Genomic DNA, 14147 nt, shown 5'->3' with positions numbered 1-14147 from the left:
GATACGCTCGCCGGGATGCCGAGTGACGCCGCCCCCGACCAGTCCGCCGCCGACGGTTACCTGCAACGCGCCCACCTGCTCGCCGAGCTGGGACGCTACGACGAGGGAATCGGCGAACTCACCGCGCTGATCGCGACCGAGCCGGCGCACGTGCCAGCGTTGACCATGCTGGCCCGGATGCACCTGGCCGCCGGCCGCCCGGCCGAGGCGCTCGCCGCCACCGAGGCCGCCGTCGAGAAGGCGACCGCCGGTCCCGAGGCGGTACCGGCGCTCGTGGCGCGCGGGTTCGCCCTCCTCGACCTCGAACACTGGAAGCCCGCCGCGGCCGCCGCCGACGAGATCCTGGCGCGTGCGCCGGGCGACGCGTACGCGCAGCGCAGTGCCGCCGCCATCCTCTCGGCGTCGCGCAACGGGCAGGCGGCGCTGGACGCGGCGTGGCGCGGGGTGGAGCTGGCCCCGGAGGAGCCGGAGGCGCATCTCGTGCTCGGCCTCGTCGCGGTGCGTTTGCAGCTGTTCGACCTGGCCGAGCGGGCCTACCGGGAGGCGCTGCGGCTGGACCCGGAGCTGGGCGACGCGGGGCAGGACGTGGGCGTGGCCCGGCTGGAACGCCGCCGGTACGCCGAGACGCTGGAACACCTGACCGCGCTGGCGGACCTGCCGGTGGCGCGCCCCGACCCGGTGCGGACCGTGGACGACGGCATCCGGCGGCTCCTGCTGTCGGTGGCCGGCTGGTCGCTGCTCGCGAGCGTGCTGGTCGCCGCGCTGGCCCCGGCCTCGTCCGGCGCGTCCCGGCTGTTCGCGGTGCTGGCGGTGGCCGGGACGGCGGTGCTGCTGCGTCGCCCGGCGACGTGGCGGCCCGGCCTGCGGGAAGCGATGTCACGCGGCCTGGTCGTGCCGGTCTACGCGGCCGCCGCCGCGGTGCTGCTGCTGCTCGTGTACGCGCTGGTCGGCGGCCCGTTGCCGCTGGTCGGGGCGATCACCGCGTCCGTGGTGGCCGGATTCACCGCGTTCGCTCGCCGGTGAGAGGGTAGGAGGACCGGAAACACCGGCTGAAGGAAGCGGGAACCAGTGCTCACCGTCAACGCCTACGCGGCGACGTCCGCGACCGAACCGCTCGCCCCGACCACCGTCGAGCGGCGCGATCTCGGACCGGACGACGTTCTCATCGACATCAAGTTCTCCGGCATCTGCCACTCCGACATCCACACCGCGCGCAGCGAGTGGGGCCCGACCCGCTACCCGATCGTGGTGGGTCACGAGATCGCGGGCGTGGTGCGGGAGGTCGGCTCCGCGGTCACCAAGTTCGCCGTCGGCGACCGGGTCGGCGTCGGCTGCCTGGTCGACTCCTGCCGGGAGTGCGACAACTGCCGCAAGGGGCTGGAGCAGTACTGCCTGAAGGGCAGCACCGGCACGTACGGCGGGGTGGGCCGGGACGGCAAGCCGACCCAGGGCGGCTACTCGCAGGCCATCGTGGTCACCGAGGACTTCGTGCTGCGCATCCCGGACGGCATCGAGCTGGACGCCGCCGCGCCGCTGCTCTGCGCCGGCATCACCACGTACTCGCCGCTGCGGCACTGGAACGCCGGGCCGGGCCGCCGGGTGGCGGTGATCGGCATGGGCGGTCTCGGCCACATGGCGGTGAAGCTGGCCCACGCGATGTGCGCCGAGGTGACTGTGCTGTCCCAGTCGCTGAAGAAGCGGGAGGACGGGCTGCGGCTCGGCGCCGACCACTACTACGCGACAGCCGACGAGGACACGTTCACCGAACTGGCCGGCTCGTTCGACCTGATCATCAACACGGTGAGCGCGACCCTCGACATGGACGCGTACCTGCGGCTGCTCGCGGTGGACGGGACGCTGGTCAACGTGGGCGCGCCGGAGAAGCCGCTGTCGGTGCACGCGTTCTCGCTGATCCCGGCCCGGCGGTCGTTCGCCGGGTCGAGCATCGGCGGCATCGCCGAGACCCAGGAGATGCTCGACTTCTGCGCCGAGCACGGGCTGGGCGCCGAGATCGAGGTGATCGGAGCCGACAAGATCAACGATGCGTACGAGCGGGTGCTCGCGTCCGACGTGCGCTACCGCTTCGTCATCGACGCGTCCACGTTCTGACGACCGTGTGCGAAGGGGCCGCGTCCGTGCCGGGCGCGGCCCCTTCGCGCGTACGTCAGGACTTGCGCGCCCAGGTCCAGGCGTAGCCGTCGTCCTCGCAGCCGGCGGCGGCGTCGCAGAGGTCCAGCGGGCGGAACGTGTCCACCATGACCGCCAGCTCGTCGAAGAACTCCGCACCGATCGACCGCTCGGCGGCGCCCGGCTGCGGGCCGTGGGTGAAGCCGGACGGGTGCAGCGAGATCGAGCCCTGCTCGATGCCGGAGCCGCGCCGGGCCTCGTAGTTGCCGCCGGTGTAGAACAGCATCTCGTCGGAGTCGACGTTGTGGTGGTTGTACGGCACCGGGATGGCGGCCGGGTGGTAGTCCACCTTGCGCGGCACGAACGAGCAGATCACGAAGTTCGGGCCCTGGAACGTCTGGTGCACCGGCGGCGGCTGGTGGATCCGCCCGGTGATCGGCTCGAAGTCGTGGATGGAGAACGCCCACGGGTACATGTGCCCGTCCCAGCCGACCACGTCGAACGGGTGGTTGGCGTAGACGTACTTCGTCCACCCACGCCTGTGCCTGACCAGCACCTCCACCTCCTCGCCGTCGACCAGCAGCGGGGTGTCCGGTCCCCGGACGTCGCGCTCGCAGTAGGGCGCGTGCTCCAGGAACTGCCCGCGTACGGAGAGGTAGCGCTTGGGCGGCCCGATGTGGCCGGACGCCTCGACGGCGAGCAGCCGGGTCGGTTCGTCGCCGGTGGGCACCAGGCGGTGGATGGTCGAGGTGGGGATGACGACGTAGTCGCCGGCGACCGCGTCGAGCACGCCGAACGGCGACTCCACACGCATCGACCCGGCCTCCAGGTAGAGGCAGTGGTCGCCGGTGGCGTCGCGGAACAGCGGCGACGGCCGGTCGGCGAGCACGTACGCGATGCGTACGTCGTCGTTGGCGAGCAGGTACTGCCGGCCGAGCACCGGGTCCGCGCCGGTGCCGTCGAGCTTGTGCGTGCGCAGGTGGCGCGGCTTGAGCGGCAGGTTCGGCACGCGGGTGACTGTGGGCGGGGCGTACTCCTGCGCGGCGAGGATCGCGGTCGGCGCGTGCCGGTGGTAGAGCAGCGACGAGTCGGAGGAGAAGCCCTCCTGGCCGACCAGTTCCTCCGCGTAGAGCGTGCCGTCGGGCTGGCGGAACTGGGTGTGGCGCTTGCGCGGCACGTCGCCGACGCTGCGGTAGTACGGCATCTCGCCTCCCGATATGTCCCGTTCTCCGGCCGGTGGCGTCCGATAATCGGACGCTGTTGTCCGTTCCTCGTAGCGTCCCGTACATTCTTGTCTCGTGTCAACGCAGGTGCCCCGCCTCCTCTCCGGCCTGGTGGACGACGCCGCGGTCTTCCCGCCCGGCAACGCCCCGCTGCCCGACGCGGTGACCGCGCACCGCACCCACCGCACCGCCTGGTACGCGGACATGGTCGGCCCGCTGCTGCTGCCCGCCTCGGAGATCCAGCGCGGGTCGCTGAGCGGCCTGGTGGACCCGGCCGAGGGCCTGGTCATCGGGCTGATCGGCGACACCGGCCTGGATCAGCTCCCGCAGGCACTGGACGCGCTCGCGCCCGACGGGGTGACCGCCCGGCAGATCGAGGCGCCGGTCGCCAAGCGCGGCGAGGACCCGCAACCCGGGCTGGCCGAGCTGATGACGCTCGCCGGCCGGCTCGACGGCACCGCCGTGTACGCCGAGATCCCGCTGACCTTCGGCCTGATGGGCGCGCTCGACACGCTCGCCGGGGCACGCGCCGCCGGGCTGCCGGTGGCCGCCAAGTTCCGCACCGGCGGGCTCGCCGCCGAGCTGTTCCCCACCCCGGCCGAGCTGGCCGCGGTGATCTGCGCCTGCCGCGACCGGAAGCTGCCGTTCAAGCTCACCGCCGGGCTGCACCACGCGATCCGGCACCGCGACCCGGAGACCGGCTTCACCCACCACGGTTTCGTCAACGTGCTCGGCGCGACGCTCGCCGCCGTCGGGGGCGCAGAGGTGGACGGCGCGGCCGAGCTGCTCGCCGCCACCGACCCGGTACGCGTGGTCGAGCCGGCCCGGGCGCACCGCGACGCCGAGCGCCCGCTCTGGGTCGGGTACGGCTCGTGCAGCATCTCCGAACCACTTACCGATCTGATCCGGCTGGGGCTGGTGAACGGAGGCTACGAGGCATGACCTGGGTTCCGGGTGTGGCAGGGTCGCCGTACGGGGTGACGAACCTGCCGTACGGCGTGTTCCGGCACGGCGAGGGCGAGCCGCGCGTCGGCGTCCGCATCGGTGACTTCGCGCTGGACCTGGCCGGCGCGGAGGCCGCCGGTCTGGTGCTGGCCGGCGGTGCGCTGGGTGAGCCGGCGCTCAACGCCTTCATGGCGCTCGGCCGCCCGCAGTGGACGGCGGTCCGGCAGCGGGTCGTCGAGCTGCTCACCGAGCCGGAGCACCGCGCGGCGGTCGAGCCGCTGCTGGTGCCGCTGCGCGAGGTCGAGATGGCGCTGCCGTTCGAGGTGGCCGACTACGTCGACTTCTACTCCTCGGAGCACCACGCCTCGAACGTCGGGCAGATCTTCCGGCCCGGGCAGCCGCCGCTGCTGCCGAACTGGAAGCACGTGCCGATCGGCTACCACGGCCGGGCCGGCACCGTGGTCGTCTCCGGCACCCCGGTGATCCGCCCGACCGGTCAGCGGGCCAGCGCGCAGGGCCCGACCACCGGCGCCTCGGTCCGGCTGGACATCGAGGCCGAGGTGGGCTTCGTGGTGGGTGTGCCGAGCCGGCTCGGCGAGCGGGTGCCGGTGGCCGACTTCGCCGACCACGTCTTCGGCGTGGTGCTCGTCAACGACTGGTCCGCGCGGGACATCCAGGCGTGGGAGTACCAGCCGCTCGGACCGTTCCTCGGCAAGTCGTTCGCCACCTCCGTCGCGGCGTGGGTGACGCCGCTGGAGGCGCTGGCCGACGCGTTCGTACCCGCGCCCGACCAGGATCCGCCGGTGCAGGACTACCTGCGCGACACGCCGCACCTCGGGCTGGACCTGACGCTGTCGGTCGAGTGGAACGGCGAGCGGGTCGCCGAGCCGCCGTTCGCCGGCATGTACTGGACCCCGGCGCAGCAGCTCGCGCACCTCACCGTCAACGGCGCGTCGCTGCGTACCGGCGATCTCTACGCCTCCGGCACCGTCTCCGGTCCGGAGCGCGGCCAGGTCGGGTCGTTCCTGGAGCTGACCTGGGGCGGGTCCGAGCCGGTCAAGTTCGCCGACGGCAGCGAGCGGACGTTCCTGGAGGACGGCGACACGGTGACGATCACCGCCACCGCGCCCGGCCCGGACGGCACCACTGTCGCTTTGGGCGAGGTCACCGGGACGATCCTCCCGGCCCGCTGAGATCCGACCTTCCGAACCGGCCCCGGTCGCACCCGATGTGCGACCGGGGCCGTTTCCTTCGGCGTTGATCGCTGGGATCACCTACGCCCCGGCCGGTGGCTTCTCCCGAGAGCTGCCCGCGGTGCCGGGCCGGGCGTACCAGCGGAAGCCGAAACAGGAAGGATCGAGCATGACCGAGTTGACCGGTGCCGTCTGGCGCACCAGCAGCCGCTCGAACGATCAGGGTCTCTGCGTCGAGGTGGCGACGAACGTGGTCGCCGCGCACGGCGTGGTGGGCGTACGCGACTCGAAGGACCCGGACGGTCCGGCGCTCGCGGTGAGCCCGCCGGGCTGGGCCGCGTTCGTCACCGCGCTGCGGGGCGGCACGTTCGGAGGCTGACCGCTCGCGCCCACACCGGTGCCCCGGCCGGGGCACCGGTGGTGGAAATGTCACCGGGAGGCTCCCCGTTTCCGGTCACGGCCCGTACCGTGTACGACACGGGAGGTGCCATGTCGACGGTGACGGTTTCCGCATTCATCGAAGCGCAGGACGCCGACCTGTGGCGACTGCTCACCGACCTCCCGGCCCGCGCCGACTGGCTCTCGGCGGTGGATGCGGTCGAGGTCGTCGGCACCGGCGGCTTCGGACCGGGCACCGTGTGGCGGGAGACCCGCGTCCGGCCGGACGGCGGCACCGAGCCGGAGGAGTTCGAGGTGATCGAGGCGGTCGCGCCCGGCCGCCTGGTGCTCGGGTCGCGCGGCGCCGGCGCCGACTACCGGATCACCTGGACGCTGCGCACCGTCGAGCGGCGGCGGCGCGGCTGCACCGAGGTCACCGTCGAGCAGGAGGCGGTGCCGACCCGGGCGTACGGCCGGGTGCTGGCCCTGATCCTCGGTGGCCTGGCCGCCCGCGCGGTCGAGGGCGCGCTCCGGCGTGACCTGGCCGACCTGGCGCTGGCCGCCGGTTCCGACCGATCCACCGAGGCCGCCTGAGCCGACCCGGCCGCTCCCCGCACCCCGCCCGCACACGGCCGGTAGGGTGCCGGGGCGGAGGTGACGGATGGCGAAGGCCGCGAGGCGGCGGGCCGTGGTGGCGCTGGTGGCGGTGCTCGCCGTCGCGGCGTCGGTCGCCGTGGTCGTCCGGGTGCTGGCGCCCGCCGAGGTCGACACCCCGGCCCGGAAGCCGTACCCGGCGGCGCCCGCGCCGATCGCCGGGGTGCTCGCGCGGCTGCCCGTGGCGCCGCTCGTCGTGGACGGCCGCCTCCGCGTCTACGCGGGCGCCCGTCAGGTGTACGCGGACCAGCCGGTCACCGGGCGGCACCGGGTCACCCCGTTCTGGTCCTTCCGCCGCTGGCCGGCGACGCTGGTCGGCGTGCTCACCGAGGGGACCACGGTGGTCAGCCGCTGGTCCGACGGGAAGCTGGTGGCGCTCGATGCGCGTACCGGACGGGTGGCCTGGCAGGCCGACGGCCCGCATCCGGGGTCGGTGCCGGAGCCGCGACGCACCTTCGCCGCCACGGTCTGGGATCCGGCCGGGCTGCACGTGGCGCGCACTGCGGCCGGGCGGACCGTGCTGCTCGCGGCCGGTCCGGGCGGGCTCGGCGGCTACGACCTGGCCGACGGCCGCCGGCTCTGGCGCGCGGACGTGGGCAGGGGTTGCCGGTCCGACGTGGGCACCACCGCCAGCGGCGAACTGGTCGGGGTGGACAGCTGCGACGGCCCGGCCGCGGTCGAGCTGCGGGACGCGGCGACCGGTACGGTGCGGACCCGCTGGCGGCCGCCGGACGCGCCGGAGCAACTCGTCGTCACGCCTGTCGGCTGCCCGCACGGGCACTCCGGTTGCCGAGGGCTGCGTACCGCCGGGCCGGACGGCGCGGGCAGCCGGGGCTGGCTGGTGACCGACCCGGGTGAGCCGGCCGCCGCGCCGGGCCTGGACCACCCGGACACGGTGCTGGACGGCGAGCGGGCGGTGGACACGTCCGGCCCGGTGGTGGTCGGGCGCTCGGCGCGGACCGGCGAGGAGCTGTGGCGCCGGGCGGACATCCATCCGGCCCGGGTGCTCGCGACCGAGCCGGGGCGGGTGCACCTGCTGACCGACCGGCGGGAACTGGTGACTGTCGACCCGCTCACCGGGACCACCCGGTCGAGTTTCGTGCTCGACCTGGGCCGGGACGGGATCGGTTGGCGGCCGGGCCGGGCGTACGCGGTGGACGGCTACGTCGCGGTGGAGCGGCTGCGGGAGAGCGCCGATCCGGAGGACGACGACCAGGGCTACTTCCTGATGGCCGAACCGGTGCTGCTGGCAGTGACCTGATTCGGCGGGTCAAGCCTCAAATCGGACAAAAGCACCTATAGTCCTCTTGTCTGATCGGTCGGACGAAGACGCCCGGCGCCGGTCCGTAGGGGGTTGACGGACCGACGCCGGGCGCGCCCGGTCAGGCCAGCGCGGCCTCTGCGGCGGCCAGGAACGCGTCGTTCTCGGCCGGGGTGCCGATGGTGACCCGGACACCGTCGCCGGGGAACGGGCGGACGATCACGCCACGCGCCTCGCACGCCCGGCCGAACTCCACCGCCCGCTCGCCCAGCGGCAGCCAGACGAAGTTGGCCTGGCTGTCCGGCACGTCCGGGACGAACTTGCGCAGCGCCTCGGTGACCCGGTCCCGCTCGGCCACGACCAGCGCACAGCGCCGCTCCACCTCGTCGGCCTGCGCCAGCGCGGCCAGCGCGCCGGCCTGGGCGGCCGTGCTGGTGGAGAACGGGGTGACCACCTTGCGCACGGCGGCGGCCACCTCCGGCGCCGCGACCAGCCAGCCGATCCGCAGACCGGCCAGGCCCCACGCCTTGGACAGCGTGCGCAGCACCGCCACGTTCGGCCGGTCCAGGTAGGTCAGGCCGTCCGGCACCTCGGGGTCGGTGACGAACTCCCGGTACGCCTCGTCGATCACCACGAGCACGTCGTCCGGCATCGCGTCGAGGAAGCGGTCCAGCTCGGCCCGGCGCACCGCCGTACCGGTGGGGTTGTTCGGGTTGCAGACCAGGACCATCCGGGTCCGGTCGGTCACCGCCGCCGCCATCGCGGAAAGGTCGTGGCCGTGGCCGGCGTCGTTCGGCACCCGCACGCTCGTCGCGCCGCTGGTCGCCGCGATGATCGGGTACGCCTCGAAGGAGCGCCACGAGTAGAGCAGCTCGTCACCGGGCAGGCAGGTGGCACGCACCAGGTGCTCGGCCAGCGCCACCGAACCGCAGCCGGTGGCGATCCGGTCGGCGTCCACGCCGTACCGCTCGGCGAGCGCCTGACGCAGCGCCACCACGCCCATGTCCGGGTAGCGGTGCGAACCGGCCACCGCCTCCGCGACCGCCTCCACCACGCCCGGCAACGGGCCGTACGGCACCTCGTTGCTGGCCAGCTTGATCGCCTCGGCCAGCCCCAGCTCGCGGGCCAGGTCGGCCGGGCTGCGGCCGGGCACGTAGTTGGGCAGCGCGTCCAGGTCGGCGCGGGTGAGCCGCAGCGCGGGCTGCTGGCGTCCGGTCTCGGTCATGGGGTGTCTCCCGGGGTGTCGGCGCTCTCGGGCGGGGTGGTACGGGTGTCACGTTTGCGGGGGAGCTGGACCACCACCGTCTGCGCCCGCTTGTCGTGCAGGGCCTGGCGCAGCGGATGGTCGAACAGGGGTGAGACCGCGTCGATGAGCTGGAGCACCAGGCCCAGCCCGCAGCAGTACCAGAGCAGCGTCGGCAGGCCGAGCGTGCTCCAGCGCCGGGTGGCCCGGCCGAAGCCGAGCGGCTGGTCCGCCTCGACAGGCAGCGCGCGGATACCCATCAGCCGCTTGCCGAAGGTCTGGCCGCGTGCCGCCATCGACGGCACCTCGTACGCGTACCAGAGCGCGGTGGCGATCACCAGAATGGCGATCTGGAGGCCGCCGGCCTGGTCGTCGATCTGGGGCAGTCCCTCGGTGGACGTGTCACCGTTGAGCGCCCGGCGCACCGACTCACGCAGGTACGGGGACACCGCCTCGATGTAGCGCCAGACGAACCAGCCGTTGACCACGGCGTTGAGCAGGAACACCACGCCGAAGTCGATCAGGCGCGCGACCAGCCGGGCGCCGTACGACGCGAGCGGCAGCCCGTGCGGGCGCGGGATCGGCTGTGCGCCAGGCCAGTGCGGGTACGGCCAGCCCGGCGGCGGTCCCTGCATGCCCGGCCCGGCCTGTCCCGGCTGCCCGGCCTGTCCCGGCTGCCCGGGCGGGCCCGGCTGGCCCGGCCACGGGTTCACCTGACCCGGCTGTCCCGGCCACGGGCCGCCCTGGCCGGGCTGACCCGGCTGACCCGGCCACGGGCTCGGTCCGCCCGGGCCGCCGGGCGTGCCGGACGTCGGCGTCGCGTCGGGGCGGCCGCCGGGGCCGGTGGCCTGCTGGCCGGCGGCGGGCGTCGCGGCGGCCGGCGCCGGCTCCGGTTCGGGGGGCGGCGGGCCGTCGGGCGGGGTGACGTCGACCGGGATCGGCGCGCCGATCCAGCCCTCGCCGTCCCACCACCTGCGGGTCTCTGTGTCGGCGGGGTCGACGTACCAGCCAGGTTCCAAACTCACGGGCCAACCTTAACGACGACCGTTCCGGCGAACTTGTCGTGGAGGCACTGCTGCCAGGGCTTGTCCCACAGTTGCCAGAAACCGTCGAGGTAGCTGAGGAACGGCACGAACATCCCGCCGGCGAACTCGACGACCCAGCGCTTGCCGAGCATCCCCCGGCTCAGCGCGGCGTCCGGCTGCAGCGGCACGATCCGCAGCTTCATCACCTTCTTGCCCAGCGTCTGCCCGGTCCGGCGGGCGTACTCGACGTGGTAGACCCAGTAGAAGGCGAGCATCAGCAGCAGGACCCCGAGCTCGGCGGCGAACAACGGCAGGAGCACGCCCGTCCAGAGCTCGGCCGGGTCGGGGCCGTTCGGCCCGGCCTGCTCGATCTCGTCGATCATCCGGACGAAGACGAGGAAGAAGACCGGCAGGAACAGTGCCATCGTCACCGCCATGGCGACTGCGGTGTCGATCAGGTAGGCGAGCAGCCGGTCACCGAAGCTCGCCAGCGGCTGCCCGTTCGGCGCCACCGGAGGCGGGAGGGGCGCCGGGGCGTACCCGGGCGGGGGGTACCCGGGCGGTGGGTAGCCGGGCGGGCCGGCGTACCCCGGGGGAACGTGCTGCGCGGGCACCGCCGGTCCGCCGGGCGGCGCGAAGCCGCCGCCCGCGGGTGGAGGACCGGCGGGCGGCGGCGTCGGGTTCGGAGGAGGCTGGGTCACGCGGACAGTGTTACAGGTTCCCGCGCTTCTCCTGCTCGCGCTCGATCGCCTCGAACAGGGCCTTGAAGTTGCCCTTGCCGAAGCCGAGCGAGCCGTGCCGCTCGATCAGCTCGAAGAAGACGGTGGGGCGGTCCTGCACCGGCTTGGTGAAGATCTGGAGCAGGTAGCCGTCCTCGTCCCGGTCGACCAGGATCTTGCGGGACTGAAGCTCCTCGATCGGCACCCGGACGTTGCCGATGCGGGCGCGCAGCTCCGGGTCCTCGTAGTACGAGTCCGGGGTGTCCAGGAACTCGACGCCCGCCGCGCGCATGGCGTCCACGCTGGCCAGGATGTCGTTCGTGGCGACGGCGATGTGCTGGGCGCCGGGGCCCTGGTAGAACTCCAGGTACTCGTCGATCTGCGACTTCTTGCGGGCCACGGCCGGCTCGTTGAGCGGGAACTTCACCTTGCGGGTGCCGTTGGCGACGACCTTGCTCATCAGCGCCGAGTAGTCGGTGGCGATGTCGTCGCCGATGAACTCCGCCATGTTCGAGAAGCCCATGACGCGCTTGTAGAACTCGACCCACTCGTCCATCCGGCCCAGCTCCACGTTGCCGACCACGTGGTCGACGGCCTGGAAGAACCGCTTCGGCTGGAGGCCGGCGTCGATCATCGGCTGGCGGTCCACGATCGGGCCGCGAGCGACGAAGCCGGGCAGGAACGGGCCGGTGTAGCGGGACCTGTCGACAAGGCTGTGCCGGGTGTCGCCGTACGCGGCGATGGACGCCATCCGCACGGTGCCGTGCTCGTCGCTGACGTCGTGCGGCTCGACCAGGCCGGTCGCGCCCTGCGCCACGGCGTGCGCGTACGCGGCGTCCACGTCCGGCACCTCCAGCGCGATGTCGGAGACGCCGTCGCTGTGCTTCGCCACGTGCTCGGCGCCGTCGGCGTCCGGGCGGACCGCGCCGGTCAGCACGAAGCGGGCCGAACCGCTGGTGAGCACGTACTGCGCGTGATCGCGGTAGCCCTGCTCCGGCCCCCGGTACGCCACGCAGGTCATGCCGAACGCGGTGGAGTAGTAGTGCGCGGCCTGCTTGGCGTTCCCTACCAGGAAGTGGACGTGGTCCATGCCCTTGACCGGGAACGGGTCGCGGGTGATGTCGTGGTCGACTGCGCCGACGAGAGCGTCGACGTCGACCTCCTCGGTCGACTGGGGTCGGTCGATCGCCTGGGTCATGGTGGCCTCCCTCGCGTACCGGCCGGCCTCGGGGGCCGCCGTGGATGTGCTCTTCCGGCGAGGATCTACGGACCGCGGTGAGTTGGGCAACAGTTGACGTAATTCCTGGTCAGGTTGTGCATTCGGTACCGTCGGACACCATGAACACTGGTCAGGATGTACAGCTCGACGAGCTCGACGCGCGCTTGATCGAACTGCTCGCGGAGGAGCCCCGGATCGGCGTGCTGGAGTGCTCCCGGCGCCTCGGCGTCGCCCGCGGCACGGTCCAGGCCCGGCTCGACAAGCTCGTCGACCGGGGCGTGGTGACCGGGTTCGGGCCGGACATCACCCCCGCCGCGATCGGGTTCGGGGTGACCAGCTTCGTCACCCTGGAGATCAGCCAGCGGCACGGCCACGACCAGGTCACCGCGCACCTGGCCGCGATCCCCGAGGTGCTGGAGGCGCACACCATCACCGGCTCCAGCGACCTGCTCTGCCGCATCGTCGCCCGGTCGAACACCGACCTCCAGCGGGTCATCGACCAGATCGTCGCCTCGGAGGGCATCCGGCGCGCGTCCACCATCATCGCGCTGGCCGAACAGATCCCGTACCGCACGCTGCCGCTGGTCCGCTCCGCCGCCCGCGGCGGCCCTTAACACCCCGGGCCACTCAAGAAGCGCCGCGACACGCACCGCACGCGGCCCGGGGGACCGGTGATCGTCGCTACCGTGTGCGGTGTGAAGGGCCTAGGGGTACGCGGCTGGTTGCTGCTCGGGCTCGTCACCGTGGTCGTACTCGCCGCGACAGGTGTCTGGAACCCGTTCCCGGCGCTGTGGGACTGGGTCGACCGGAGCAAGCCGATCAGCGAGCCCGACGTGGTCTGGCAGCAGCGCGTCGGCGGCACGCCGCGCAGCGTCACCATCGCCGGCGACACCGTGATCGTCGAGCAGCGCACCCGCATCGAGGCGCGCAACCTCGCCGACGGCGGCCAGCTGTGGGAACGCAAGGCCGACTGGTCGGCGGTCGCGGGCAGCGGCCGGGAGTCGGTCGTCGCCGTGGGCAAGCTGCTCGACAAGGGGTACGAGGTGCTCGACCCGGTCAGCGGCGTGACCCGGCGCCGCGACGATCGCGCGATCGCCGTCTGGACCTACCGGAACCTGCTGCTCGACGCGTACTGCGTGCAGGCCACCGACTGCACACTGCGCGCCTGGGACCCGCGCGGCACCGCTCCGCTGTGGAGCGCGTTCCTGCCCGGCGTGCACAGCGGCGTGCTCGCCGACAACCCGGAACTCCTCGGCACCCGGCGGCTCGGCGCCACCCGGATCGACGGCGGAGTGGCCGGGCCGGAGTCCGTCCCGCCGCTGCTCGGCTTCCCGGTCGACGGGCGGGTGCACGTGGTGGACACCGCCACCGGCCGGGTGCTCCAGAACGTCCAGCCCGGCCGGGAGGAGCGGCTCGCCGTGGTCGGCGGCCGGCTGCTGCGGATCGAGGCCACCTCCCGCGACGGGAGCTGCTACTACGCGGTCACCGCCGTGGACCCGGCCACCGGTCAGCAGGTGTGGCGGCGTACCGGGATCAACCTGCGCACCGCCGACTACGCCGGCTGCGTGCAGCGGGAGGACCCGCAGGGTGGACGCAACGTCCTCATCGGGGTCGCCCCGGACGGCCGTGAGGCGGTGCTCGACGGGTACGACGGCCGGCTGCTCCAGGTCGGCGCGGACGGCGAGAAGCTGCTCGCCGTGGACGACCGCTACGCCGTGGTGCGCAGCGCCGACAAGGGTTCGCTGTTGGGCCGGGAGCTGTCGGCCGACCGGACCCGCTGGACCCGCCCGGCGGGCGGCAAGAGCGGCGCGGCGCTCACCCCGTACGCGGCGGTGATCAGCGAGGAGAAGCCGTCCCGGCTGATCGCGGTCGGGCCCCGGGACGGCCGGGTGCTGGTCGAGCTGCGCACCTCCGCGAACGCGCTGGCGGTCGGCCCGAACGGCATGATCATCGGCGAGGGGCGGGAGATCGGGTACGTCCGCTGGGGCGCCGGCACGTCCGAGGCGCCGGGGCCGGACCAGGACGGCGCGCCGGTGGCGCCCGACCCGGGAGGCAGCTGGCGCCCGCCGAGCGACCAGGGAAGTTGCGGGCCGAAACGGGAACTCTGCGCCGACGGCAAGTGACAGCGGGTGAGAGGGTCGTCCCAGGACCGACCTGCGG

General features: G+C 73.5%; 14 protein-coding genes. 9 read left to right on the top strand and 5 right to left on the bottom strand.

The genetic code is table 11. The annotated features are described in order from the left end of the window. The first annotated feature begins 15 nt into the window (after positions 1–15). Together SM452_RS04215 and SM452_RS04210 are read left to right on the top strand one after the other, a co-directional pair. Positions 16–1023, top strand: a complete 1008-nt coding sequence (locus SM452_RS04215) for a tetratricopeptide repeat protein (RefSeq protein WP_355513275.1) — start codon at positions 16–18, stop codon at positions 1021–1023. A 45-nt stretch (positions 1024–1068) separates the two neighbouring features. Next, entirely contained in the window at positions 1069–2109 is a 1041-nt protein-coding gene (locus SM452_RS04210) for an NAD(P)-dependent alcohol dehydrogenase (RefSeq protein ID WP_463839322.1), read from the top strand. A gap of 55 nt (positions 2110–2164) precedes the next feature. Here the strand turns inward: SM452_RS04210 and SM452_RS04205 are convergent, their stop codons facing one another. After that, positions 2165–3331 (bottom strand): homogentisate 1,2-dioxygenase domain-containing protein, encoded by a 1167-nt coding sequence (locus SM452_RS04205; RefSeq protein WP_463839321.1) that lies wholly within the window; start codon positions 3329–3331, stop codon positions 2165–2167. Positions 3332–3425: 94 nt separating this feature from the next. Here SM452_RS04205 and SM452_RS04200 point away from each other — a divergent pair, with 94 nt between their 5' ends. The 5 genes from SM452_RS04200 to SM452_RS04180 all read left to right on the top strand — a co-directional run bounded on the left by SM452_RS04200 (position 3426) and on the right by SM452_RS04180 (position 7781). Beyond that, positions 3426–4292, top strand: coding sequence for a hypothetical protein (locus SM452_RS04200; protein WP_355513281.1), 867 nt, complete (start codon positions 3426–3428; stop codon positions 4290–4292). After that, on the top strand, positions 4289–5488 hold the full coding sequence (gene fahA, locus SM452_RS04195; protein WP_262013477.1) for a fumarylacetoacetase: 1200 nt from the start codon (positions 4289–4291) through the stop codon (positions 5486–5488). The genes SM452_RS04200 and fahA overlap by 4 nt, the downstream gene beginning before the upstream one ends. Before the next feature lie 169 nt (positions 5489–5657). After that, the gene (locus SM452_RS04190) at positions 5658–5867 is read left to right on the top strand and encodes a DUF397 domain-containing protein (RefSeq protein WP_194801919.1); all 210 of its coding nucleotides are present in this window, start codon (positions 5658–5660) and stop codon (positions 5865–5867) included. A 110-nt stretch (positions 5868–5977) separates the two neighbouring features. After that, the gene (locus tag SM452_RS04185; protein ID WP_135242307.1) at positions 5978–6460 is read left to right on the top strand and encodes an SRPBCC family protein; all 483 of its coding nucleotides are present in this window, start codon (positions 5978–5980) and stop codon (positions 6458–6460) included. 67 nt (positions 6461–6527) lie between these two features. Beyond that, positions 6528–7781: an outer membrane protein assembly factor BamB family protein gene (locus tag SM452_RS04180; RefSeq protein WP_355513284.1), complete on the top strand. Its 1254-nt coding sequence runs from the start codon at positions 6528–6530 to the stop codon at positions 7779–7781. 121 nt (positions 7782–7902) lie between these two features. Here the strand turns inward: SM452_RS04180 and hisC are convergent, their stop codons facing one another. The 4 genes from hisC to hppD are packed head-to-tail and all read right to left on the bottom strand — an operon-like array spanning position 7903 to position 11966. Then, complete coding sequence (gene hisC / locus SM452_RS04175; protein WP_355513287.1) at positions 7903–9006, bottom strand: histidinol-phosphate transaminase; 1104 nt, start codon at positions 9004–9006, stop codon at positions 7903–7905. Beyond that, entirely contained in the window at positions 9003–10049 is a 1047-nt protein-coding gene (locus SM452_RS04170; RefSeq protein WP_463839320.1) for an RDD family protein, read from the bottom strand. The genes hisC and SM452_RS04170 overlap by 4 nt, the downstream gene beginning before the upstream one ends. Next, a complete protein-coding gene (locus tag SM452_RS04165; protein WP_262013362.1) occupies positions 10046–10750 on the bottom strand; it encodes an RDD family protein in 705 nt (234 codons plus the stop codon). The genes SM452_RS04170 and SM452_RS04165 overlap by 4 nt, the downstream gene beginning before the upstream one ends. A 10-nt stretch (positions 10751–10760) precedes the next feature. After that, on the bottom strand, positions 10761–11966 hold the full coding sequence (gene hppD, locus SM452_RS04160; RefSeq protein WP_013288921.1) for a 4-hydroxyphenylpyruvate dioxygenase: 1206 nt from the start codon (positions 11964–11966) through the stop codon (positions 10761–10763). Between the two features lie 140 nt (positions 11967–12106). Here hppD and SM452_RS04155 point away from each other — a divergent pair, with 140 nt between their 5' ends. Both SM452_RS04155 and SM452_RS04150 read left to right on the top strand, forming a co-directional pair. Continuing rightward, complete coding sequence (locus SM452_RS04155; RefSeq protein ID WP_262013361.1) at positions 12107–12601, top strand: Lrp/AsnC family transcriptional regulator; 495 nt, start codon at positions 12107–12109, stop codon at positions 12599–12601. Between the two features lie 72 nt (positions 12602–12673). Next, the gene (locus SM452_RS04150; RefSeq protein WP_355513297.1) at positions 12674–14110 is read left to right on the top strand and encodes an outer membrane protein assembly factor BamB family protein; all 1437 of its coding nucleotides are present in this window, start codon (positions 12674–12676) and stop codon (positions 14108–14110) included. Positions 14111–14147 lie beyond the last annotated feature (37 nt).

This window comes from Micromonospora sp. SYSU B005 (assembly GCF_055362685.1).
Note: the sequence above shows the minus strand (reverse complement) of the source record. Positions and strands in the feature narration are given on the sequence as shown.

Bases quoted from the DNA above. Each gene is read 5' to 3' on its own strand.
- SM452_RS04215 (WP_355513275.1), top strand. From the start codon at position 16: ATGCCGAGTGACGCCGCCCCCGACCAGTCCGCCGCCGACGGTTACCTG.
- SM452_RS04205 (WP_463839321.1), bottom strand. From the start codon at position 3,331: ATGCCGTACTACCGCAGCGTCGGCGACGTGCCGCGCAAGCGCCACACC.
- fahA (WP_262013477.1), top strand. From the start codon at position 4,289: ATGACCTGGGTTCCGGGTGTGGCAGGGTCGCCGTACGGGGTGACGAAC.
- SM452_RS04190 (WP_194801919.1), top strand. From the start codon at position 5,658: ATGACCGAGTTGACCGGTGCCGTCTGGCGCACCAGCAGCCGCTCGAAC.
- SM452_RS04185 (WP_135242307.1), top strand. From the start codon at position 5,978: ATGTCGACGGTGACGGTTTCCGCATTCATCGAAGCGCAGGACGCCGAC.
- SM452_RS04180 (WP_355513284.1), top strand. From the start codon at position 6,528: ATGGCGAAGGCCGCGAGGCGGCGGGCCGTGGTGGCGCTGGTGGCGGTG.
- hisC (WP_355513287.1), bottom strand. From the start codon at position 9,006: ATGACCGAGACCGGACGCCAGCAGCCCGCGCTGCGGCTCACCCGCGCC.
- hppD (WP_013288921.1), bottom strand. From the start codon at position 11,966: ATGACCCAGGCGATCGACCGACCCCAGTCGACCGAGGAGGTCGACGTC.
- SM452_RS04155 (WP_262013361.1), top strand. From the start codon at position 12,107: ATGAACACTGGTCAGGATGTACAGCTCGACGAGCTCGACGCGCGCTTG.